Source organism: Thermomonas sp. XSG (assembly GCF_014678725.1).
In the GTDB taxonomy this organism is placed as follows: Bacteria; Pseudomonadota; Gammaproteobacteria; order Xanthomonadales; family Xanthomonadaceae; genus Thermomonas.
The window spans coordinates 925,661-944,887 of the sequence record NZ_CP061497.1 but is presented as its reverse complement, the minus strand read 5'-3'; the positions used below and the strand labels follow the sequence as shown (position 1 = coordinate 944,887).

Below are 19,227 nucleotides of genomic sequence, written 5' to 3'. Positions count from 1 at the left end.
CGGAACACAGGGATCGGGATGAACAACACCCTCCAGGCCAGCCCCGCGTTGCCGGGCCGTGACGGAGCCGCGCCATGACCACGGCGTTGCGGGATGCCATCGACCACACCGCGCTCGGCTGGGTGAAGCCGGAGATCGACGAGACCCTGCGCCAGGCGCGGATCGAACTCGAAGGCTTCGCCGACAACCCCGGCGATCCGCTGCCCATGGAAACCTGCATGGGTCACCTGCACCAGGTGCAGGGCACGCTGCAGATGCTGGAGCTGCAGGCGCCGGCGATGGTGGCCGGCGAGATGGAGCAGTTGGCCACCGCGCTGCGCGACAGTGCCACCGGCGACCGCGACGAGGCGCTGGCCGTGCTGATGCGCGGCATGGTGCAGCTGCCGGACTACCTGGAACGCCTGCAGGGCGGGCACCGCGACATCCCGATCGTGCTGCTGCCGCTGATCAACGAACTGCGCGCCGCGCGTGGCGTCCCCGCACTGGGGCAGGAGGCCTTGCCGCGGTTGCTGGATGCGCCCACCGAGGCGGAGCTGGAACACGCCCGCGGCAGCCTGGCCGGGCGCAACCGCGCGCTGCTGGACACGGTGTCCACGGCGATCAAGGAAGACCTGCTGAAGGTCAAGGATGCGCTCGACCTGCACCTGCGCGGCAGCCGTGACAACGTGCAGGAACTGCAGGCACAGGCGGAGGCACTGGACCGGATCGGCGATACCTTGGGCATGCTCGGTCTCGACAGCGCCCGTGGCGTGGTGCAGGAGCAGCGCCGGATCGTCCACGACATCGCCAGTGGCGTGCGGCCGCCGGCGGAGAGCGACCTGCTGGAAGTCGCCGGTGCGCTGCTCTACATCGACCATTCGCTCGACGACCAGGTGGCCCAGCTCGGCAGCGGCAGCGCCGAAGGCGATGCCGGCGGCCTGCTGGCGCAGGAATCGCGGAAGGTCATGGGGGCGCTGACGCGCGCCGCAGTGACCAACTTCGCGGAAGTACGCAATGCGTTCGTGGCCTTCGTCGAAACCGACTGGAGCCATTCCGCGCTGGAAGCCGTCCCGCGGCTGCTGGCCGAAGTGTCGGGCGCGATGCGCATGCTCGAGCGCCCGGAGCCGGCGGCCTACCTGGAAGCGCTGCGCCGCTACAGCCAGGTGGAACTGATCGACCGCGCGCAGGTGCCCGGCGGGCGCCAGCTCGATACGCTGGCCGACGCACTGTCCAGCATGGAGTACTTCCTCGAGACCCTGCACGATCCGCATGGCCAGCGCTTGGACCTGCTGGAGAAAACCCGCGTCAGCCTGGAAGCACTGCATTACTGGCCGCTGCCGGAGCTTGCGCCTGCCGCGCCTGCCGCGCCTGCCGTGACGCCGGATGCAGAGGCAGCCGAGGCCATCGAGGACGCCGAGGCCCTGCCAAGCGCTCCTGCCGCGCAAGCGCAGGACGAGATGGTTGCCGAGGAGGAACCCGTTGCAGCACCTGCCGAGGTGGCGGTCAGCGTCGCCCCGGCGACGGTGGCAATGGCGGCCGGCTTCGAATCCGCCGGCGACGAGATCGATGACGAGATCCGCGAGATCTTCCTCGAGGAATTCGAGGACGAGATCAACAACCTGGACGGCCTGCTGCCGGTCTGGAAGCTGACCCCGGACGATGCCGACACGCTGCGTCCGATCCGCCGCGTGTTCCACACCCTGAAGGGCAGCGGCCGTCTGGTCGGCGCCAAGGTGCTGGGCGAGTTCGCTTGGCACGTCGAGAACATGCTCAACCGCGTGCTGGATGGTTCGCGTCCGGCCAGCCATGCCGTGGTCGCATACGTGGGTCAGGCGCGCGGCGTGCTGCCGCAGTTGCATGCCGCCCTGCGTGGGGAAAGCGCGGTCGCCGTCGACATCCCGGCAATGGAGGCGATCGCCGACAGGCTGGCGGCGGGCGAAGACGTGGTGATGTCTGCGCCGCCGACGGCGCAGGCCGCGCCGGTACAGGTCGACGCGGCCGAGGAAACGGCTGTGGCGGTGGAAGCGGGCACGCAGGTGGTCGCGGTCGATCCGGTGCTGCTGGAGATCCTCGGCACCGAGGTCGGCGGGCATCTGGAAACCGTGGATGCCTGGCTGGCGCAGGCGCGTACCGGCGATGCCGTGGCCACCGATGCGCTGGTACGGGCCATCCACACGCTCAATGGCGCCTTCGCGATGACCGAGGTGCCCTCGGTGACCGCGTTCACCGCGCCTGCCGAAGGCTATGCCAAGCGCCTGCTGGCCGCACATGCGGTCGCCGGCGCCGAGGGCGTCGCGGCGCTGGGCGCGGTTGCCGAGGCGGTGCGAGCTTCGACCCGCGCATTGCAGGAAAGCCCGGCGCAGGTGCCGGTGTTCACGGCGCTGGCGGAACGGATGGCGGCATTGCGCGATGCATTGCCCGAGGCCAGTCTGCCGTTCGTCGAGGCCGGATCCCCCATGGATGGCGAAGCCGATGCCGCGAGTCTCGCGGCCGAGCGGGCGGAAGCCGAGCGCCTCGCTGCGGAAGAGGCTGCGCGCCAGGAAGCCGAACGCATTGCCGCGGCGGAAGCTGAAGCTGCACGTCTTGCGGCCGAGCAGGCGGAAGCCGAGCGTCTGGCGGCGGAGGAGGCTGCGCGCCAGGAAGCCGAACGCATTGCCGCGGCGGAAGCTGAAGCTGCACGTCTTGCGGCCGAGCAGGCGGAAGCCGAGCGTCTGGCAGCGGAGGAGGCTGCGCGCCAGGAAGCCGAACGCATTGCCGCGGCGGAAGCCGAAGCTGCACGTCTCGCGGCCGAGCAGGCCGAAGCCGAGCGCCTCGCTGCGGAAGAGGCTGCGCGCCAGGAAGCCGAACGCATTGCCGCGGCGGAAGCCGAAGCTGCACGTCTCGCGGCCGAGCAGGCCGAAGCCGCGCGTCTGGCGGCGGAGGAGGCTGCGCGCCAGGAAGCCGAACGCGTTGCTGCGGAAGAAGCCGCGCGCCAGGAGGCCGAACGCATTGCCGCGGCGGAAGCCGAAGCTGCACGTCTCGCGGCCGAGCAGGCCGAGGTCGAGCGCCTCGCCGCGGAAGAGGCAGCCCGTCAGGAGGCCGAACGCGCCGCTGCGGAGGAAAACGCCCGCACCGAGGCCGAGCGCATCGCAGCGGCGGAAGCCGCGCGCGCCGCGGCCGAACAGGCTGAAGCCGAGCGTCTGGCAGCGGAAGAAGCCACGCATCAGGAGGCGGAGCGGATTGCCGCGGAGGCAGCTGCCCATGCCGAGGCCGAGCGCCTTGCCGCGCAAGAAGCCGAACGCCAGGCGGCCGAGGAGGCCGCGCGGCTCGAGGGCGAGCGCATCGCCGCGGAAGCGGCGGAGGCTGCGCGTGTCGCGGCCGAGCAGGCCGAAGCCGAGCGCCTCGCGGCGGAAGAGGCCGCGCGCCAGGAGGCCGAACGCATCGCTGCGGAAGAAGCCGAAGTCGCACGGCTCGCGGCCGAGCAGGCCGAGGCCGAGCGCCTTGCTGCCGAAGAAGCGGCGCGCGCGGAATCCGAGCGCCTCGCCGCGGAAGAGGCGGCCAGGCGCGAGGCCGAGCGCGTCGAAGCAGAACGCATCGCCGCCGCGCGCGCCGAGGCAGAGCGTCTCGAGGCCGAACGTGCCGCCGCGCGCCGCGCGGAGGCCGAGCGCGCCGAGGCGGAACGTCGCACTGCCGAAGCCGCCGCCGCTGCCAGGGCACGCGAGCAGGCTGCGCTGGCTGCGCTGCAGGCGACCGCCGGTGCCAGTGAAGATCCTGACGAGGCGCTGGATACCAGCGAGCTGGATCTGGAACTGGTCGACATCTTCGTAGAGGAAGCCGGCGACCTGCTGGACCACTCCGACGGCCTGTTGGCGAAGCTGCGGGAGACGCCGGACGACAACGAACTGGTGGTGGGCCTGCAGCGCGACCTGCACACGCTCAAGGGCGGTGCGCGCATGGCCGGCATGATGCCCGCCGGCGAACTGGGCCACGCCATGGAGTCGCTGCTGGAGGCGGTGGCAGCGCAGAAGGTCGACTTCGGTACTGACGGCGTGCCGCTGCTGGAGCGCGGCTTCGACCGCCTGCACGGCATGATCACGCGCATCGCCGCGCGCCGCGCGCTGGGCATGCCGGAAGCGCTGATCGAGGAATTCAACGCGCGTGCGGAACAGCGTCCGGCCACGGTTGCCGTGCCGGCTGCCGGCGCCGGGCCGGCGAAGGCGGCGCAGCCCGCCGCGAAGATCGAACTCAAGCCGCTGTCCGCGCCGATGGGCCAGGACGGGTTCGGCGAGGACGAGGACATCGGCGTGCGCGCGCCGCAGGAACAGGTGCGCATCCGCGCCGACCTGCTCGACCGGCTGGTGAACTACGCCGGCGAAGTCGCCATCTACCGTGCGCGCCTGGAACAGCAGCTGGCCGCGTTCCGCAGCACCGCGGCTGAAATGGAGCAGACCAACCTGCGCCTGCGCGACCAGCTGCGTCGCCTGGATTCGGAAACCGAAGCGCAGATCATCGCCCGCTTCCAGCGCGAGCACGACACCGGCAACGAAGCCTTCGACCCGCTCGAGCTCGACCGCTTCAGCACCCTGCAGCAGCTCTCCCGCGCGCTGGCCGAATCGGCGGCCGACTTGCAGAGCCTGCACGGGTCGATGGATGACCTGACCCGCCAGTACGAAACCCTGCTTACCCAGCAGTCGCGAGTCAGCTCCGATCTGCAGGAAGGCCTCATGCGCACGCGCATGCTGCCGTTCGACTCGCTGGTACCGCGTCTACGCCGGGTCATCCGCCAGGCCGCCGCGGAAACGGGCAAGCAGGCGCAACTCAAGCTGGATGGCGCGCAGGGCGAACTCGACCGCAACGTGCTGGAGCGCATGACCGCCCCGCTGGAGCACATGCTGCGCAATGCCATCGCGCACGGACTGGAAGCGCCGGAGGCGCGCCGCGCCGCCGGCAAGCCGGAAGAGGGCAGCATCCGGGTCGCGGTGCGCCGCGAAGGTTCTGAAGTGGTCCTGCAGATTTCCGACGACGGCACGGGCCTCAACCGCGCGGCGATCCGGGCGCGTGGCGTCGAGCGCGGGCTGGTTGCCGCGGACGCACAGCTGACCGACGTCGAGCTCGACCAGCTGATCATGCAGCCCGGCTTCTCCACCGCCGAAACCGTCAGCCGGCTGGCCGGCCGTGGCGTCGGCATGGACGTGGTCGCCAGCGAGGTCCGCCAGCTGGGCGGCACCATCGATATCGCTTCGCAACCCGGCCAGGGCACGGTCTTCACCCTGCGCCTGCCGCAGACCCTGGCGGTGACGCAGGCGGTCTTCGTCAAGATCGGCGAAACCGAGTACGCGGTGCCGATCGCCTCGGTGCGCGGCGTCGGCCGCATCGCCCGCGAGGATCTGGCCAAGCAGGGCGGCAGCTATCGGTATGGCGGCGAGGACTACGTGCTGCACGACCTGGGCACGCTGGTCGGCGCCGCGCCGGCGCGTGCCGAAGGGCACCTGCAGATGCCGCTGCTGCTGGTCGGCTCGGGCGAACTGCGCGCGGCGGTGGCGATCGACCAGGTGCTGGGCAGCCGCGAAATCGTGGTCAAGACCGGCGGTCCGCAGCTGACTTCGGTGCCGGGCATCTTCGGCGCCACCATCATGGGCGATGGCCGCGTGGTGGTGATCCTGGACGTGGCACCGCTGGTGCGTCGTCAGGCCGCGGCGACGCCGGCGGATGACGAGGTCACCCACGTTGCCGGCACCCAGCGGCGGGTGCCGCTGGTCATGGTGGTGGACGACTCCGTCACCATGCGCAAGGTCACCGGTCGCGTGTTGGAGCGCCACAGCCTCGAGGTGGCCACGGCAAAGGATGGCCTGGATGCGCTGGAGCGGATGGCCGACATCGTGCCGGACCTGATGCTTCTGGACATCGAAATGCCGCGCATGGATGGCTACGAGCTGGCGACCGCGATGAAGGCGGATCCGCGCCTGCGCGACGTGCCGATCGTGATGATCACGTCGCGTACCGGCGACAAGCATCGTCAGCGCGCCTTCGAGATCGGCGTGGAGCGTTACCTCGGCAAGCCGTACCAGGAAGTCGAGCTGATGCGTAACGTGTTCGAGCTGTTGGGGCTGGAGCACGCGGGCGCCGGAACCGAGCAATGAGCGCGCGCCGCGTGCTGGTGCTGGCACGGGCGGGGGCCGCGCGCGACCGCACCGAAGCGGCGCTGCGACAGGCCGGCGCGGTGCTGGCGGGGGTGTTGGACCCGGCCGGCGCAGACGAAGCGCAGGTTCGCGCGGCCGCGTCGGACGCGGTGCTGGTGGTGCTGGATCCGGTTGCCGAAGCGGCGCTGGAGAAGTTCGACGCGGTGCTGGCCGACCCGTCTCTGCTGGTGCTGTTCGACGACGCCGAAGTGGCGGCCCGCCGGGATGGCTGGGAAGCGGCACGCTGGGCGCGCCATCTGACCGCCAAGCTGCAGGGCCACCGCGACGTGCTGCCGGCGCCGCCCGGCGGCGCCCCGGCGCGCGACTTCGAACAGGAAATGCACGACCTCACGATGGAGGTGGCGGCGTTGCAACCGCTCGCACCGGCGGCGGTGGGCTCGGCAGTTGCCCTGCCGGATGGCGCGGTGGTGGTTGCGGCCGGTATCGGCGGGCCGGACGCGGTGCGCCAGCTGCTCGGCGAACTGCCGGAGGATTTTCCGCGCCCCGTGCTGCTGCGGCAGCGCATCGAAGGCGGCCAGTACGATCGCCTGGTCCGGCAGATGCAGCGTGCCGCACGCATGCCCGTAGTGCTGGCCAGTGCCGGTGAACCGCTGCGCCGCGGCCACGTCCACGTGATGCCCGACCACCTCGACGTCGGCGAGGCGCCGGCCGGCCTGCACTTCGTGGAGGTTGCCGGTGAACCCCGATTCGCGGCACTGCGACCCGGTGACAGCGCCATGCTGCTGCTCAGCGGCGCGGCGCCGGCGCTGGTCGACGCCGCGCTGGCGATGCGCATGGCCGGCGGCCTGGCGTTGGGGCAGGCCACCGAGAACTGTTTTGATCCCGCCGCCAGCCAGGCGCTGGCGGCACGCGGCGGCGAAGCGGACAGCCTCGCCGGGATGTCCCGTCAACTGCTGCAACGCTGGCCTGCCTGAGGTTTCCATGTCCGACATCGCATACATCATCCGTGGCGTGCTCATCCAGGTGGCCGATGCACGCCTGCTGCTGCCCAACGCGACCATCGCCGAGGTGCTGTCCTACGCCGCCCCGGAACCATTGGAGGCCGCGCCGGACTGGCTGCTGGGCCGGATCCGCTGGCGCGGCTGGCAGCTGCCGCTGGTGTCGTTCGCGCGCTTCGCCGGCATCGCCGACGAGCAGGGCGGCCTGGGCAGCAAGGTGATCGTGCTGAAGGCGTTGGGCGGCAATCCGAAGCGGCCCTACTTCGCCCTGCTGACCCAGGGCTTCCCGCGGCTGGTGACGGTGACCGAGGAGACGCTGGCGACGCAGGAGGAAAGCGACGGGCTTCCAGCCGGCGTGCTGGCTCGCGTGCGCCTGAACGAGAACGACGCGATGGTGCCGGACCTGGCCGCGCTGGAGCAGCACCTGCACGCCGCGCTGGCGGCAGCTGCCTGAGAGATGGCGCCCGGCCGCAGCGGCGGCCGGGAAGTGTCAGCCCAAATCCCCAACCATCGCCTGCAGCGCGGCAATCGCAGCGATGCCCGCGGTTTCCGTGCGTAGGATGCGCGGGCCCAGCCGCAGTCCCTCGAATCCCGCCGCTACCAGCTGTTCGCGGTCGCGCGGTGACCAACCACCTTCGGGGCCGATGGCCAGCGTGCAGGCAGGCAGTTCGCTGCCTTGCAGCGCCGACAGTGCCTGCTGCGCAAACGGATCGAGGATGAAGCCGCGCCCCTGGCGCAGCGCCGCGGCCTGCGCCAACGGCTGCGGCGCGGCCACTTCCGGGACGCGGGCGCGACCACTCTGTTCGCAGGCCGATACCACCACTTCGCGCCAGTGCGCCACGCGCTTGTCGGCGCGCTGCGCATCCAGTTTCACTTCGCTGCGTTCGCTGGACACCGGCAGGATGCGGGTGACCCCAAGCTCGGTCGCCTTCTGCAGGATCAGATCCATCTTCTCGCCGCGGGCGATGCCCTGCAGCAGGGTGATGGCGAGCGGCGATTCGTTGTCGACCGGGCGACTGGCGACGATGTCCGCCAGCACCTCGCGCTTACCGACCGAGGCGATGCGCGCGTCGCAGTCGAAGCCGTCACCGTTGAACAACACGCAGGGATCCCCCGCCTGCAGGCGCAGCACCCGCACCAGATGGGCGGCGGCGTCCTCGGGCAGGGCGATGGTGCTGCCGACGGGCAACGGCTGGGCGACGAAGCTGCGGGTCAGGCGCATGGGTTTGCCCTCGCGGATCGCGCCCGGCGGCGCGTGGGAATGCGGGTCGGATTCACGTGGATGCCTCCGCCAGCGCGGCGCGGGTGGCCGCCGCCAGCTGCTCCAGCTGCGCATCGTCGATGCAATAGGGCGGCATCCAGTACAGCACGTCGCCCAGCGGGCGCAGCAGCACGCCGGCCTCGAGCGCCGCGCGGTACATGCGCAGGCCGCGGCGCCCGGCGATCTCCACCGCGTGGCCGTCCTCGCCGTTGCCGGTTTCCGGATGCAGCTCGATCGCCACCACCATCCCGGTCTGGCGTACTTCCGCCACCGCCGGGTGCGCCCGGAACGGCGCGCTCAGTGCGGCCATCTTCACCGCGGTGGCGCGGTTGCGCGCCACCACGTCTTCGCCCTCGAGGATGTCCAGCGAGGCCAGCGCCGCCGCGCAGGCCAGCGGGTTGCCGCTGTAGCTGTGCGAGTGGAGAAAGGCGCGCTCGCGCGAATCGTCGAGAAAACCGTCGTAAATGGCCTGCGTGGCCAGCACCGCGCACAGCGGCAGGAAGCCGCCGGTCAGTCCTTTCGACAGGCAGAGAAGATCCGGCTGGATGCCTGCCTGCTGGCAGGCGAACAGGCTGCCGGTACGGCCGAAGCCGGTGGCGATCTCGTCGGCGATCAGGAACACGCCATGTGCATCGCAGAGCGCGCGCGCGCGCTGGAGGTAGCGGGGATGGTGCATGCGCATGCCGCCGGCACACTGCAGCAGCGGCTCCACGATCAGGGCGCAGACCTCACCGCCGTGCGCGTCCAGCAGGTCGGCCAGGGCGTCGGCGGCACGCTCGGCGCAGGCGATGGCCTCGGCTTCGTCGCGCGCACCGAAGGCATCCGGCGACGCCGCGAACAGGGTTTCCAGCAGCAAAGGCGCGTACACCCGCCGGTACAGCGGGATGTCGCCCACCGACAGCGCGCCCAGCGTCTCGCCGTGGTAGCTGCCGGTCAGCGCCACGAATTTGGTGCGCCCCTCGACGCCGCGGTTGTGGAACCAATGGAAGGCCATCTTCAGCGCCACTTCCACGCCCGCCGAGCCGTTGTCGGCGTAGAACACCTTGGCCAGCGGGTCGCGTCCGGCCTGGCACGGGGCAACCGCCAGCAGGCGTTCGGCCAGTTCCACCGCCGGTGCATGCGAGCAGCCGGCCAGGATCACTTGCTCCAGCGTGCCGGCTTGCCGGCCGATGGCCGCGGCGATGCGAGGCTCGGCGTGGCCGTGCAGGTTGGTCCACCAGCTGCTGACGCCGTCGAGGACGCGCCTGCCGTCGAACCCCACCAGCCATGCGCCCTCGCCGCGCTGCACCGGAAACAGCGGCAGCGCATGCGGGTGCTCGCGCATCTGCGTGCAGGGATGCCAGAGCACGGCCAGGTCGCGTGCCCGCCAGTCATCTGCGGCGGCTATCATGGTTGCATCGTGAACGCTTTCCATCCCGCCATTATCGCCGCCGGGGCAGCCGCATGAGCCGCCGCCTGCCGGTCATCCACCACGTCACCGAGCATGACGCCGGCCCGTACCGGATGGAGCGGCTCGACCTGGAGTTCTCCAACGGCGAACGCCGCCTGTACGAGCGTCTGCACGGACGCGGCCATGGCGCGGTGGCGGTGGTGCCGATGCTGGATGCCGAAACCGTGCTGCTGGTGCGCGAGTACGCGGCCGGCGTGCACCGTTACGAGCTGGGGCTGGTGAAAGGTCGCATCGACGCCGGCGAGACGCCGCTCGAGGCGGCCAACCGCGAGCTGATGGAGGAAGCCGGCTACGGGGCGCGCGACCTGCGCGTGCTGCGCAGCCTCACGTTGGCGCCGACCTACATGAGCCACCAGACCCACGTGGTGCTGGCGCGCGACCTGTATCCGCAGCGCCTGCCCGGCGACGAGCCGGAGGAGTTGGAACTGGTGCCGTGGAAGCTGGCGGACCTCGGCCAGCTGATCCTGCAGGATGATTTTTCCGAAGGTCGCAGCATCGCGGCCCTGTTCATGGTCCGCGAATGGTTGCAGCAGCATGCAGGTGATTGACGTACTCCGCGATGGCGTGATCCGCATCGCGCGCCAGGCCGCCGCCGCGATCCTCTCGGTCTACGACAGCGAGTTCGCCGTGCAACACAAGGACGACCGCTCCCCGCTGACCGCGGCCGATCTGGCCGCCCATCGCTGCATCGTCGCGGGGTTGGCCGAACTGACGCCGGACATCCCGGTGCTGTCGGAGGAGTCCAGTGGCGCGGACATCGCCACGCGCCGGCAGTGGACGCGGTTCTGGCTGGTCGATCCGCTCGATGGCACCCGCGAGTTCATCAAGCGCAATGGCGAGTTCACCGTGAACATCGCCCTGATCGAGGATGGCGTGGCCGTGTTCGGCGTGATCCAGCAGCCGGTCACCGGCGCGCTCTGGCACGGCATGCCGGGACACGGTGCATTCCGTCGCGACCGCGATGCCGATGTCGCCATCCACGCACGCATTCCGGCGGCCTCGCCGCTGCGCATCGCCGCCAGCCGCTCGCACCGCGATGCGCGCACCCAGGCGCTGCTGGACGCCCTGCCGGGCAGCGAGGTGCTGGGCTGCGGGTCGTCGCTGAAGTTCTGCCGCATCGCCGAAGGCGGGATGGACCTGTATCCGCGCTTCGGCCCCACCAGCGAGTGGGACACCGCCGCCGGCCAGGCGATCCTGGAGGCCGCTGGCGGCGCGGTGCTCGATCCGCGCGGCCGGCCGTTCCGCTACAACCAGCGTGACACCCTGCTCAACGGTGACTTCATCGCGCTGGGCGATGTCGCGGTGCGCGCGCGGCTGCCGGCATGAGCGACATCGCTGAACTGCTCGCCATCATGGCCAGGCTGCGCGACCCGGACGGCGGCTGCCCGTGGGATCTGCAGCAGGACTTCGCGACCATCGCTCCGTACACCATCGAGGAAGCCTACGAGGTCGCCGATGCGATCGATCGCGGCGACATGGCCGACCTCAGGGACGAGCTGGGCGACCTGCTGCTGCAGGTGGTGTTCCATGCACGGATGGCCGAGGAAGCCGGTGCGTTCGCGTTCGGCGACGTGGTGGCGGCGATCTGCGACAAGATGGTGCGCCGTCACCCGCATGTGTTCGCCGCAGGGACCGCCGATGCGGTTGGCGACAGTGCCGCGGTGTTGCGCAACTGGGATGCGATCAAGCGCGCGGAGCGCGACGCCAGGGGCGAGACCGATACCTCGGCGCTGGCCGGCATTTCCCGCGGCCTGCCGGAATGGCAGCGCGCGGTGAAGCTGCAGCAGAAGGCGGCCAAGGTCGGTTTCGACTGGCCGGATCCGGCGCCAGTGCTGGACAAGCTGCACGAGGAAATCGACGAGGTGCGCGCCGAGTTCGATGCCGTGGCCGCCGATCCCGGCGATGCCGCCGCGCGCGACCGGCTGGAGGACGAGCTGGGCGACGTGCTGTTCGTCTGCGCCAACCTGGCGCGGCATGCCAGGGTTGACGTGGGCAACGCGCTGCGCCGCGCCAACGCCAAGTTCGAGCGCCGCTTCCGCGCGATGGAGGCGCTGGCCGCCGCCGATGGCGGCCTTGCCGGCAAACCCCTGGACGCGCAGGATCGCTACTGGGTGCAGGCCAAGGCGGCGGAGAAGGAGGGCATGCAATGAGCGAGCGCTTCACCAGCTTCCGCGAGTTCTATCCGTTCTACCTGGGCGAACATCGCAACCGCAGCTGCCGGCGCCTGCACTTCGTCGGCACGAGTTTCGCCATCGGCTTCATCGTGCTGGCGGCCAAGGGCGGCAACCCGGGGTGGCTGCTGGCGGCGCTGTTGTCGGGCTATGCGTTCGCCTGGATCGGCCACTTCTTCTTCGAGAAGAACCGCCCGGCCACCTTCAAGCACCCGTTCTATTCGTTTGCCGGCGACTGGGTGATGTATCGGGACATCCTGATCGGGCGCATCCCGTTCTAGTGCCCGTCCGGCAGGCGTCCGCCCGGCCGGTGGTGGTGCGCATGCCCGCACTGCGGGTACGCCGCGTCCGCGGTCAGGTCGTCACTCCAGGAAGATCAGCCAGGCCGCCACCACGATCAGGGCAAAGCCGGCCCAGTGGTTCCATTTCAGCGGTTGGCCGAGATACCAGGTGGAGAAGCCGACGAACACCAGCAGGGTGATGACTTCCTGCATGCCCTTCAGCTGCGGCGCGCTGTAGACCGCGCTGCCGATGCGGTTGGCTGGCACCATCAGCAGGTATTCGAAGAGCGCGATGCCCCAGCTGACCAGGATGACCTTGGGCAGGGCGGTCTCCCGGTACTTCAGGTGCCCATACCAGGCGAAGGTCATGAACACATTGGAAAATACCAGCAGGAGCGGGGCAATCAGGCGGTCGTAGGGCATGCGGGCGGGCGGTGTGCGCGGGAGCGCGCAGATTACGCCTTCACGCGGCTTCGACTTCCGGATCGTCATCGTTTGGCAAGCTAATTCGAGCGAGGCGCGCATGCGCGAACAGGAACAGGCGGGACTGGTGCTCATCGTCGAGGACAACCGCAACATCTCAGAGATGGTGGGGGAGTACCTCGAGAGCCGCGGCTTCGAGATCGACTACGCGGCGGACGGCCTGGATGGCTACCGGCTGGCGTCGGAGAACGTCTACGACGCCATCGTGCTGGATCTGATGTTGCCCAGGTTAGATGGGATCGAGGTATGCCGCCGCTTGCGCGGTGACGCCCGCAAGGCAACCCCGATCCTGATGCTGACCGCGCGCGACACTCTGGACGACAAGCTCACCGGCCTGTCGTCCGGCGCTGACGACTACCTGACCAAGCCGTTCGCGATCCGCGAACTGGAAGCGCGACTGCATGCGCTGATCCGCCGCGACCGCCGCCAGGTGGGATCGGAAGTGCTGCAGGTGGGCGACCTGGTGCTGGATCCGGCGTCGTTGCGGGCCACCCGCGGAGGCATCGAGCTGCAGCTGTCCCCGATCGCCCTGCGCCTGCTGACGATTCTGATGCGCGAGTCGCCGCGGGTGGTCAGCCGGCAGGAAATCGAGCGCGAGATCTGGGGCGACGAGCTTCCGGACTCGGATACGCTGCGCAGCCACCTGTACAACCTTCGCAAGGTGATGGACAAGCCGTTCGAGCGTCCGCTGCTGCATACCGTGCAGAGCGCCGGGTATCGGATCGCCGATCTCGCCGACTGACGCCGAAAGCCTGCCCATGTCCGTTGCCCTGCCGCGCCCGCCCTTTGCCGCCAATCCATCACCGGAGGCGGCGGAGCGCGAGCGTGATTTCACCCGTGACGCCAGCCACGAGCTGCGTACGCCCTTGACGGTGATCCGGGTAGCGAGCGACCTGATCGCACACGATGACGGGCTTTCCCCCGCCTCGCGGCGTTCATTGGCGCGTATCCAGGACGCAGTGGCGGGCATGGAAGCCGTGATCGATGCACTGCTGTTCCTGGCCCGCTCCGAACAGGCGCCGCTGGACGTGGACGATGTCGTGGTGCGGGAAGTGGTGGAGCGTGAGGTCGATCGGGTCCGCCCGATCCTGCGCCACAAGCAGCTGGCCCTGCATCTGGAAGTGGAGGCGGAGCCGGTGTTGCATGCGCCCCCGCGGATCCTGCAGGTGATGCTGGGCAACCTGCTGTCGAACGCGGTGCGGTTCACCGACGCCGGCGGTGTTGTGGTGCGGCTCAAGGAAGGCTGCGTGGAGGTGGAAGACTCCGGGATCGGCATGGACGCGGCCACGCTGGCACGCGCGTTCGAGCCGTTCTACCGGGGCGAGGGCGAGCAGTACGTGGGTTCCGGACTGGGGCTGTCGATTACCCATCGGCTCGGCCAGCGTTGCGGCTGGCCGGTGCGGCTGGACAGCACGCCGGGGCAAGGGACGCGGGCCAGCATCCTGTTCGGGAAGGCCGACCGGGACTGAAGGCACGGTTGCCGCGGGGGCTGCGCGGTTAGGATGCGCGGCTGTCAACCGGACGCACATCCGTGCGTTCCCACCCGTCAATCCCTGCCGATGCCCCGCATGAGCCAGCCCCGTCGTTCCCGCAACACCTTCCCCAAGGCCGGCCTGGCCGTTGCCGCCATCGCAGTGCTGGCCGCAGGCTGGTATTTCTGGAGTAAACGCGGCGCTGCGGATGAGGCCGGTGGTTACAGGACCGAGACCGTCCAGCGTGGCGACATCCGGGTGGCGATCTCGGCCACCGGCACCCTCAGCGCCATCACCACCGTCACCGTGGGCAGCCAGATTTCCGGCCAGGTCACCGAGATCCTGGTGGACTTCAATTCGCCGGTGAAGAAGGGCGACGTGCTGGCGCGGATCGATCCATCCACCTACCAGGCCCAGCTGGAGCAGGGCAACGCGCAGATCGCCAACGCGCAGGCGCAGCTGCGGCAGGCGCAGGCCAGCCTGCACAACGCGACCCTGGACTTCGAACGCAAGCAGTCGCTGTCGGCGCAGAAGCTGATCGCGCGCAGCGACCTGGATCTTTCCCGCGCCGCGCTGGACCAGGCCCGCGCCCAGGTCAACGCCGCGCAGGCGCAGATCCGCCAGCAGACCGCGTCGCTGAAGAACACCCAGGTCAACATCGACCGTGCGGTGATCCGCTCGCCCGTCGATGGCGTGGTGCTGACCCGCAAGATCGAGCCGGGTCAGACCGTGGCCGCCAGCTTCTCGGCGCCGGAGCTGTTCACCATCGCCGAAGACCTGTCGAAGATGAAGATCGAGCTGGCCGTCGACGAATCCGACATCGGCCAGGTTCGCACCGGCCAGATCGTTGGCTTCACCGCCGACGCCTTCCCCGACCGCCGCTTCAAGGGCGTGGTGGAGCAGGTGCGGCTGGCCGCCACCACCACCAACAACGTGGTCACCTACCCGGTGGTGGTGACCGTGGACAACAGCGATGGCACCCTGCTGCCGGGCCTGACAGTGAACGCGGAGATCGAGGTCAGCAAGCGCGAAGGCGTGCTGCGGATCGGCAACGCCGCATTGCGCTTCAAGCCGGCCGAAGGTTCGCCGCTGGCCGAACTGCAGGTGCAGGGCGGGCCTGCCGGCGGTAGCGGCAGCAATGGCGCCAACCGCGGTCCGGGCATGGGCGAGGACCTGCAGGCGCTGGCCGGCTCGCTGGACTTGAACCCCCAGCAGAAGGCCGCGTTCGACACTGCGCTGGAAGAAATGCAGAAGCGCCAGGCCGAGCGCATGGCGCAGGCGCAGGCGCAGCAGGGCGCGTCGGGCCAGCAGCAGGGCGGCAACCGGCTGTTCGGCGGTGGCGGAATGCGCATGGGCGGCGGCAACGGCGGCGCCAACCCGGCAATGCTGGCGCAGATGCGCGCGCGCATGCGCGACCGCCTGAACCAGCAGTTCGGGGCGTTCGTATCCACCCTCGACGATGCCCAGCGCGGCAAATGGAATGCCGGCCTGGAGGCCCAGCTCAGCGCCAAGCGCGTGCTGGCGTACAAGCTGGTTGGCGGCAAGCCGCAGCCGGTGATGCTCAAGGTCGGCGCCAGCGACGGCAGCAGCACCGAGATCTCCGGCCGCGACATCAAGGAAGGCGATCTGATCATCTCCGGCGAGCGTTCGGCGGCGGAGACCAAGTGATGGTGGCCACGGATGCGGTCCCGGTCATCCTCACCCATGGCCTGGGCAAGGTGTACTCGGCCGGCACCGAGGCCGAAGTGGTGGCGCTGCGCGGAGTGGACATGCGCATCGACCGCGGCGAGTTCGTCGCGATCATGGGGCCGTCCGGCTCCGGCAAGTCCACCCTGATGAACCTGATCGGCTGCCTGGACACGCCCACCAGCGGGTCCTATGAGTGCGACGGGGTGGACGTGGCGACGCTGGACGCCGAGGCGCTGGCGACGCTGCGCCGCGACAAGATCGGATTCGTGTTCCAGGGCTTCCACCTGCTGCCGCGGATGAACGCCACCGATAACGTGGCGATGCCGATGGGCTATGCGCAGATCCCGCCTGCCGAGCGCCGACGCCGCGCCGTGGCGGCGCTGGAGGCGGTGGGCCTGGGCGCGCGCGCCGCGCATTTCCCCAACGAGCTGTCCGGCGGCCAGCAGCAGCGCGTGGCGATCGCCCGCGCGCTGGTCAACCAGCCGCCGATCCTGCTGGCCGACGAACCCACCGGTGCGCTGGACAGCAAGACTGGCGAGGAGATCCTGGCGCTGTTCAAGCGCCTGCGCGACGACGGCCACACCGTCATCCTGATCACCCACGATGCCCATGTTGCCGCCCACGCCGACCGCACCTACGTGATGCGCGACGGCGAGCTGCACGAGCAGGCCGCAGCGGAGGCCGCATGAGTTTTCTCGACATCCTGCGCACCGCGTTCTTCGCCCTGCGCGGCAACTGGATGCGCAGCGCACTGACTTCGCTGGGCGTCATCATCGGCATCGCCGCGGTGATCGTGATGGTGTCGATCGGCCAGGGCACCCAGGCCGAGATCGACAAGATGGTGTCCGGGCTGGGTTCGCAGCGGCTCGACATCGGCAGCGCCGGCGGCATGGGCGCGGGTGGCGCGCGCATGGCGCAGGGCAGCCGCTGGAGCCTGAGCGAAGGCGACGTGGAGGCCATCCGCGGCGAGGTGCCGAGCGTGCAGTACGTCGCCGGGTCGCTGCGCGGGGGCACCCAGGTGGTGTTCGCCGAGAACAACGCCTCCACCCAGTGGCAGGGCGTGCAGGCGGACTGGTTCGCGATCAACGACTGGCAGGTCGCCAAGGGGCAGGGATTCGACGCGGGCGATTACGGCGGCGGCGCCAAGCCGGTGATCCTCGGCGAGACCGTGCGCAAGGCGCTGTTCGGCGACGACGAGGATGGCATCGGGCAGACCGTGCGGCTGGGCCGGGTGCCGTTCACCGTGGTGGGCGTGCTGGGCTCGAAGGGCCAAGGCGGTTTCGGTCAGGACCAGGACGACATCGTCGTCGTGCCGCTGGAAGCCGCGCGGCGCCGGCTGTCGAGCGCACAGGGCATGCCGCCGGGCGCGGTGCAGAGCATTGCGGTCGGCGTCGACGACCCGCGCAACCTGGCCAGCGCGCAGGCCGAGATCGAGGGCCTGCTGCGCCAGCGCCACAAGATCGAGCCCGGCGCCGACGACGACTTCGCGGTGCGCAACATCAGCCAGATCGTCGCCACCCGCACCGCCACCACCAACCTGATGTCCAAGCTGCTGGGTGCGGTCGCCGGCATCTGCCTGATCATCGGCGGCATCGGCATCATGAACATCATGCTGGTGTCGGTCACCGAGCGGATCAAGGAAATCGGCCTGCGCATGGCGGTGGGGGCGGGGCCGCGCGACGTGCGCCGCCAGTTCCTGGCCGAGGCGATGCTGATTTCGCTGATCGGCGGGGTGATCGGGATCGGGATAGGCGTGGTCGGCGCGCTGCTGGTCGGAAAGTTCGGCAACCTGCCGGTGGAATTGAATGCCAAGGTGGTGCTGCTGGCGGCGGCGTTCTCGATCAGCACGGGGCTGTTCTTCGGCTATTACCCGGCGCGCAAGGCGTCGCTGCTGGATCCGATCGAGGCGCTGCGCGCGCAGTAGCACTGGCGGCGCCTCTTTCCGCCAGGCGGAAAGAGGCCTGTGCGACCCCCCGGGCTTGCGGCCCTTGCGACCGGCGGGGCCGGGCGGGCGTCGATTAACGAAGCCCGAAGCGGGGCCTGTGGCAAAATGGCCAATTCGACCGTCGACGTCCGCAGCCCGATGCCAGCCCGCCTTCCTGCCATGCCTGCCAGTGCCCGGGTGCCCCGACATGGCTGACCTCTATGGACACCTGCCGCGCGGCCCCGCCGGGGTGCTGCGCGCCACCCGCTGGTCGCTGCTCGGCCTGCGCGCCGCCTGGCTGCACGAATCCTCGTTCCGCCTGGAAGTCTGCCTGTTCGCCGTGCTCGGCCCACTGGGCTGGTGGCTGGGCGCCACACCGGTGGAGCAGGTGCTGCTGATCGGCAGCTGCCTGCTGGTGCTGGCGATGGAACTGATGAACTCGTCGATGGAAGCGGTGATCGAACGCTTCAGCTCCGAACGGCACGAGCTCGCCGGCCGGGCCAAGGACATGGGCTCCGCCGCGGTGTTCGTGCTGATGATCAACGTGGTACTGGTGTGGGCGCTGCTGCTGTTGCCGCGCTATCTGTAAACCGCGCTCCCGCGCGACATGAAGAGTAAAGAATGGACCTGAGTTTTCTCGCATCTCCGGACGCCTGGCTCACCTTGGTGACGCTGAGCGCCCTGGAAATCGTGCTGGGTATCGACAACCTGGTGTTCATCTCCATCGCGGTGAGCCGCCTGCCCGAGCACCGCAAGCCGTTCGCGCGCAAGCTGGGCATCGCGGTGGCCTGCATTACCCGGATCCTGCTGCTCGTGACCCTGGCGCATCTGGCGCGGATGTCGCAGGACCTGTTCGCGCTGTTCGGGCAAGGGATCTCGATCCGTGACCTGGTGCTGATCCTCGGCGGCGCCTTCCTGCTGGTGAAGGGCCTGCAGGAAGTCCGTGACATGATCACCGGCGGCGAGGACGAAGATCCGCGCACCACCAAGGCCTCGGCGGTGTTCGGGCTGGTGATCGCGCAGATCGCGGTGATCGACATCGTGTTCTCGCTGGACTCGGTGATCACCGCCGTCGGGATTGCCGAACACATCCCGATCATGGTGTTCGCGATCCTCACCGCGGTGGCGATCATGCTGCTGGCGGCCAATCCGCTGGGCCGCTTCATCGACGAAAACCCGACCGTGAAGATGCTGGCGCTGACCTTCATCCTGCTGGTCGGCGCAGTGCTGATCCTGGATGGCTTCGAGGTGCACGTGCCGAAGCCCTACATCTACTTCGCGATGGGCTTCTCCGTGCTGGTGGAGTGGCTGAACCTGCTGATGCGCCGCAAGGCGGTCGCGCACAGGGTGCCTGGCGCAGGCGAGTGGTAACCGTCCCGAACTGACCGCCCTTCCGGAGC

The 19,227-nt window shown here is 69.7% G+C and carries 17 protein-coding genes; 14 read left to right on the top strand and 3 right to left on the bottom strand.

Annotated features, from left to right (window positions below; all coding sequences use genetic code 11):
- Nucleotides 1-74: 74 nt before the first annotated feature.
- The 3 genes from ICG51_RS04525 to ICG51_RS04515 are packed head-to-tail and all read left to right on the top strand — an operon-like array spanning nucleotide 75 to nucleotide 7,550.
- A complete protein-coding gene (locus ICG51_RS04525) occupies nucleotides 75-6,098 on the top strand; it encodes a hybrid sensor histidine kinase/response regulator (protein ID WP_190281837.1) in 6,024 nt (2,007 codons plus the stop codon).
- Nucleotides 6,095-7,072 (top strand): chemotaxis protein CheB, encoded by a 978-nt coding sequence (locus tag ICG51_RS04520; protein WP_190281836.1) that lies wholly within the window; start codon nucleotides 6,095-6,097, stop codon nucleotides 7,070-7,072. Before ICG51_RS04525 ends, ICG51_RS04520 begins: the two co-directional genes overlap by 4 nt.
- Nucleotides 7,073-7,079: 7 nt before the next feature.
- Nucleotides 7,080-7,550: a chemotaxis protein CheW gene (locus ICG51_RS04515; RefSeq protein WP_190281835.1), complete on the top strand. Its 471-nt coding sequence runs from the start codon at nucleotides 7,080-7,082 to the stop codon at nucleotides 7,548-7,550.
- 36 nt (nucleotides 7,551-7,586) lie between these two features.
- Here ICG51_RS04515 and ICG51_RS04510 read toward each other — a convergent pair whose 3' ends face one another.
- A complete protein-coding gene (locus ICG51_RS04510) occupies nucleotides 7,587-8,318 on the bottom strand; it encodes a 16S rRNA (uracil(1498)-N(3))-methyltransferase (RefSeq protein WP_190281834.1) in 732 nt (243 codons plus the stop codon).
- 52 nt (nucleotides 8,319-8,370) lie between these two features.
- On the bottom strand, nucleotides 8,371-9,747 hold the full coding sequence (locus ICG51_RS04505; protein ID WP_223809514.1) for an adenosylmethionine--8-amino-7-oxononanoate transaminase: 1,377 nt from the start codon (nucleotides 9,745-9,747) through the stop codon (nucleotides 8,371-8,373).
- A 53-nt stretch (nucleotides 9,748-9,800) separates the two neighbouring features.
- On the opposite strand from ICG51_RS04505, the gene nudE reads away from it, so the two are divergent.
- Genes nudE through ICG51_RS04485 form a run of 4 tightly spaced genes read left to right on the top strand, consistent with a single transcriptional unit; the run spans nucleotide 9,801 to nucleotide 12,259 of the window.
- Nucleotides 9,801-10,355: an ADP compounds hydrolase NudE gene (nudE, locus tag ICG51_RS04500; protein ID WP_190281832.1), complete on the top strand. Its 555-nt coding sequence runs from the start codon at nucleotides 9,801-9,803 to the stop codon at nucleotides 10,353-10,355.
- Nucleotides 10,342-11,133, top strand: a complete 792-nt coding sequence (cysQ, locus tag ICG51_RS04495; protein ID WP_190281831.1) for a 3'(2'),5'-bisphosphate nucleotidase CysQ — start codon at nucleotides 10,342-10,344, stop codon at nucleotides 11,131-11,133. Before nudE ends, cysQ begins: the two co-directional genes overlap by 14 nt.
- Nucleotides 11,130-11,957: a nucleoside triphosphate pyrophosphohydrolase gene (gene mazG, locus ICG51_RS04490; protein ID WP_190281830.1), complete on the top strand. Its 828-nt coding sequence runs from the start codon at nucleotides 11,130-11,132 to the stop codon at nucleotides 11,955-11,957. Before cysQ ends, mazG begins: the two co-directional genes overlap by 4 nt.
- Nucleotides 11,954-12,259, top strand: coding sequence for a DUF962 domain-containing protein (locus tag ICG51_RS04485; RefSeq protein ID WP_190281829.1), 306 nt, complete (start codon nucleotides 11,954-11,956; stop codon nucleotides 12,257-12,259). Before mazG ends, ICG51_RS04485 begins: the two co-directional genes overlap by 4 nt.
- An 81-nt stretch (nucleotides 12,260-12,340) precedes the next feature.
- Here ICG51_RS04485 and ICG51_RS04480 read toward each other — a convergent pair whose 3' ends face one another.
- Complete coding sequence (locus ICG51_RS04480) at nucleotides 12,341-12,682, bottom strand: DMT family protein (RefSeq protein WP_190281828.1); 342 nt, start codon at nucleotides 12,680-12,682, stop codon at nucleotides 12,341-12,343.
- A gap of 100 nt (nucleotides 12,683-12,782) precedes the next feature.
- Between ICG51_RS04480 and ICG51_RS04475 the strand changes: the two genes are divergently transcribed.
- The 7 genes from ICG51_RS04475 (at nucleotide 12,783) to ICG51_RS04445 (ending at nucleotide 19,198) form a co-directional block, all read left to right on the top strand.
- Complete coding sequence (locus ICG51_RS04475; RefSeq protein WP_190281827.1) at nucleotides 12,783-13,484, top strand: response regulator transcription factor; 702 nt, start codon at nucleotides 12,783-12,785, stop codon at nucleotides 13,482-13,484.
- Nucleotides 13,485-13,500: 16 nt separating this feature from the next.
- On the top strand, nucleotides 13,501-14,211 hold the full coding sequence (locus tag ICG51_RS04470) for a HAMP domain-containing sensor histidine kinase (protein WP_190281826.1): 711 nt from the start codon (nucleotides 13,501-13,503) through the stop codon (nucleotides 14,209-14,211).
- Between the two features lie 99 nt (nucleotides 14,212-14,310).
- Nucleotides 14,311-15,882: an efflux RND transporter periplasmic adaptor subunit gene (locus ICG51_RS04465; RefSeq protein WP_223809513.1), complete on the top strand. Its 1,572-nt coding sequence runs from the start codon at nucleotides 14,311-14,313 to the stop codon at nucleotides 15,880-15,882.
- Nucleotides 15,882-16,592, top strand: coding sequence for an ABC transporter ATP-binding protein (locus ICG51_RS04460; protein WP_190281824.1), 711 nt, complete (start codon nucleotides 15,882-15,884; stop codon nucleotides 16,590-16,592). Before ICG51_RS04465 ends, ICG51_RS04460 begins: the two co-directional genes overlap by 1 nt.
- On the top strand, nucleotides 16,589-17,827 hold the full coding sequence (locus ICG51_RS04455) for an ABC transporter permease (protein ID WP_190281823.1): 1,239 nt from the start codon (nucleotides 16,589-16,591) through the stop codon (nucleotides 17,825-17,827). The genes ICG51_RS04460 and ICG51_RS04455 overlap by 4 nt, the downstream gene beginning before the upstream one ends.
- A 208-nt stretch (nucleotides 17,828-18,035) precedes the next feature.
- Nucleotides 18,036-18,416 carry a diacylglycerol kinase gene (locus ICG51_RS04450; protein ID WP_190281822.1) on the top strand — a complete coding sequence of 127 codons (381 nt, stop codon included), beginning with the start codon at nucleotides 18,036-18,038 and terminating at the stop codon, nucleotides 18,414-18,416.
- Between the two features lie 32 nt (nucleotides 18,417-18,448).
- Complete coding sequence (locus ICG51_RS04445; protein ID WP_190281821.1) at nucleotides 18,449-19,198, top strand: TerC family protein; 750 nt, start codon at nucleotides 18,449-18,451, stop codon at nucleotides 19,196-19,198.
- The last annotated feature ends 29 nt before the right edge of the window (nucleotides 19,199-19,227 follow it).

Coding starts and splice junctions, on each gene's coding strand:
- cysQ (WP_190281831.1), top strand. CDS start 10,342: ATGCAGGTGATTGACGTACTCCGCGATGGCGTGATCCGCATCGCGCGC.
- ICG51_RS04475 (WP_190281827.1), top strand. CDS start 12,783: ATGCGCGAACAGGAACAGGCGGGACTGGTGCTCATCGTCGAGGACAAC.
- ICG51_RS04505 (WP_223809514.1), bottom strand. CDS start 9,747: ATGATAGCCGCCGCAGATGACTGGCGGGCACGCGACCTGGCCGTGCTC.
- ICG51_RS04445 (WP_190281821.1), top strand. CDS start 18,449: ATGGACCTGAGTTTTCTCGCATCTCCGGACGCCTGGCTCACCTTGGTG.
- ICG51_RS04455 (WP_190281823.1), top strand. CDS start 16,589: ATGAGTTTTCTCGACATCCTGCGCACCGCGTTCTTCGCCCTGCGCGGC.
- ICG51_RS04510 (WP_190281834.1), bottom strand. CDS start 8,318: ATGCGCCTGACCCGCAGCTTCGTCGCCCAGCCGTTGCCCGTCGGCAGC.
- ICG51_RS04520 (WP_190281836.1), top strand. CDS start 6,095: ATGAGCGCGCGCCGCGTGCTGGTGCTGGCACGGGCGGGGGCCGCGCGC.
- ICG51_RS04515 (WP_190281835.1), top strand. CDS start 7,080: ATGTCCGACATCGCATACATCATCCGTGGCGTGCTCATCCAGGTGGCC.
- mazG (WP_190281830.1), top strand. CDS start 11,130: ATGAGCGACATCGCTGAACTGCTCGCCATCATGGCCAGGCTGCGCGAC.
- ICG51_RS04465 (WP_223809513.1), top strand. CDS start 14,311: ATGAGCCAGCCCCGTCGTTCCCGCAACACCTTCCCCAAGGCCGGCCTG.
- ICG51_RS04450 (WP_190281822.1), top strand. CDS start 18,036: ATGGCTGACCTCTATGGACACCTGCCGCGCGGCCCCGCCGGGGTGCTG.
- ICG51_RS04525 (WP_190281837.1), top strand. CDS start 75: ATGACCACGGCGTTGCGGGATGCCATCGACCACACCGCGCTCGGCTGG.
- ICG51_RS04480 (WP_190281828.1), bottom strand. CDS start 12,682: ATGCCCTACGACCGCCTGATTGCCCCGCTCCTGCTGGTATTTTCCAAT.
- ICG51_RS04485 (WP_190281829.1), top strand. CDS start 11,954: ATGAGCGAGCGCTTCACCAGCTTCCGCGAGTTCTATCCGTTCTACCTG.
- nudE (WP_190281832.1), top strand. CDS start 9,801: ATGAGCCGCCGCCTGCCGGTCATCCACCACGTCACCGAGCATGACGCC.
- ICG51_RS04460 (WP_190281824.1), top strand. CDS start 15,882: ATGGTGGCCACGGATGCGGTCCCGGTCATCCTCACCCATGGCCTGGGC.
- ICG51_RS04470 (WP_190281826.1), top strand. CDS start 13,501: ATGTCCGTTGCCCTGCCGCGCCCGCCCTTTGCCGCCAATCCATCACCG.